This is a genomic window from Candidatus Omnitrophota bacterium, from assembly GCA_040755155.1.
GTDB lineage: Bacteria > Hinthialibacterota > Hinthialibacteria > Hinthialibacterales > Hinthialibacteraceae > JBFMBP01.
Map to the genome: position 1 here is coordinate 1 of JBFMBP010000105.1, position 2214 is coordinate 2214.

At 51.4% G+C, this 2214-nt stretch carries 1 protein-coding gene; it reads left to right on the plus strand.

Annotation, left to right across the window (positions count from 1 at the left end):
- Nucleotides 1-113 precede the first annotated feature (113 nt).
- Nucleotides 114-1943, plus strand: coding sequence for a sodium:solute symporter family protein (locus AB1656_16000; GenBank protein MEW6236886.1), 1830 nt, complete (start codon nt 114-116; stop codon nt 1941-1943).
- The last annotated feature ends 271 nt before the right edge of the window (nt 1944-2214 follow it).

Genomic DNA, 2214 nt, shown 5'->3' on the forward strand with positions numbered 1-2214 from the left:
GCACAAGAAAATGGCGGGCTACGCTTTGCTTTTAGCCCACCCTACAATTCCCTCGAATGGGCATATGGCTGTGCAGCAAATTCTTCGCGAAATCTTTTAACGAGGCGGCTTCTATGCATCTCACTATTTTCGATTGGGCGGTTATTGCGGGATATTTTGCGATTAACTTGGCGATTGGCTTGTGGTATCGCAAACGGGCATCCAGTTCTACGGAAGAGTATTTCGTCAGCGGACGCAACGTATCCTGGTGGCTGGCGGGAACCAGCATGGTCGCAACGACTTTCGCCGCCGATACGCCGTTGGCGGTTACGGGACTGGTGGCGTCCTATGGCATCGCCGGCAATTGGATATGGTGGAACATGTTGTTGAGCAATATGTTGACCGTATTCTTTTTCGCCCGGTTGTGGCGGCGGGCGAACGTAGTTACCGACGTGGAATTCGCCGAGTTGCGCTACGGCGGCAAACCGGCGGCCTTTCTGCGCGGCTTCCGGGCGCTCTATTTAGGATTGCCGATGAATTGCATCATTTTGGGATGGGTTAACTTGGCGATGGTGAAAATCCTGCTGGTGATTTTTCCCCAATTGCAGCTATCCTTCCTAGGAATTGCCGATCCTAAAATTGCCGCTCTGATTCTGGTTTTCGTTATTATGGTGCTTACAGCCTTCATATCCACACTATCGGGATTATGGGGCGTACTAGTGACGGACCTGTTTCAATTCGTACTGAAGATGACGATGGTTATCGTATTGGCCTATTTCTCCATCAAAGCCGTGGGGGGAATGGAAGCATTAATGGAAAAACTTCAGGCACTCGACGCCGCCAAAGGCGGGCATGGCTCCGTGCTTTCCTTTATCCCAGATATCGGTTCCGCCTGGATGCCCATGATCGCCTTTTTTGTATATTTGGCGGTGAATTGGTGGGCGACATGGTATCCCGGCTCCGAACCGGGCGGCGGGGGATTCGTCGCCCAGCGGATGTTCTGCGCCAAAGACGAAAAACATTCCCTCTTGGCGACGCTTTGGTTCAGCATCGCCCATTACGCCATCCGTCCCTGGCCGTGGATATTAACGGCCCTGGCATCCATGGCGCTTTATCCCACGCTGGCAGATAAGGAATCCGGCTTCGTCAAAACTATCATCGATCCCGCCGTTTTCCCCCCGGCGCTCGCCGGTTTGATGATCGCCGCATTCGCCGCCGCGTATATGTCCACTGTGGCCACGCAACTCAACTGGGGAGCGTCCTATCTGATCAACGATTTGTACCGGCGGTTTCTTGCGAAAAATCGTTCCGAACGCCATTACGTTATTGCAGCTCAATTAGCGACCTTGGCATTAATGGTGATTTCTTCCATCGTAACTTATTACCAGGACTCGATTGCTGGAGCGTGGAAATTTCTCATGGCGGTGGGCGCGGGAACCGGCAGCGTTTTCATCCTGCGCTGGTTCTGGTGGCGCATCAACGCCTGGAGCGAAGTCTCCGCCATGCTGGCGTCGTTCGTTTTTTCCATGATTCTCCAATTTTACTTCAAGATGGATACCGAAGAGCCTAGCCAATTCGCATGGACGATTCTTGTCACCGTCGCGGGATCAACTTTAGTCTGGTTGGCGGTTACGATGGCCACGGCGCCCGAAAGCAAAAAAACCTTGCTGCATTTCTATCGGCGCGTACGTCCCAATCCAACTTTATGGGGACCGATTGCGCAAGAAGCCGTCGATATTACGCCTCCAAAAGACGGATGGAGCAACTTCTTCGATTGGATCGCCGGATGCGTCATGATTTATCTCGCTTTATTCGGCGTTGGCAAGATCATTTTTGGACATTGGACATCCGGATTCGTTTTTCTTGCCGTCGCCCTCGCGGCGGGAGGTTTTTTATATTGGGATCTAAATCGCCGAGGATGGAAGGTTCTTGACGACGAACCGGTTCAGCCTGCGATGAGATAAAAATCGCATACCACCGGACGCTTATGGCGGGAATTGTTTGACTATCTTTCTTTGCAAACGGGAATCTTATATTCTTCAATATACTTTTCATAAAAAACGAATCGGAGATGCGGATAATGAATGAAGCCAAATGCGTAGATATTTCCAAACAACCTATAACCAGGCGCCGATTTATAGCCAAGGCGGGCGGAGCCGTTTCTTCTTTTCTTATTCTTCCTCGTTATGTTTTGGGCGCCAGCCAAACGACGCCTCCCAGCGATAAGTTGAATGT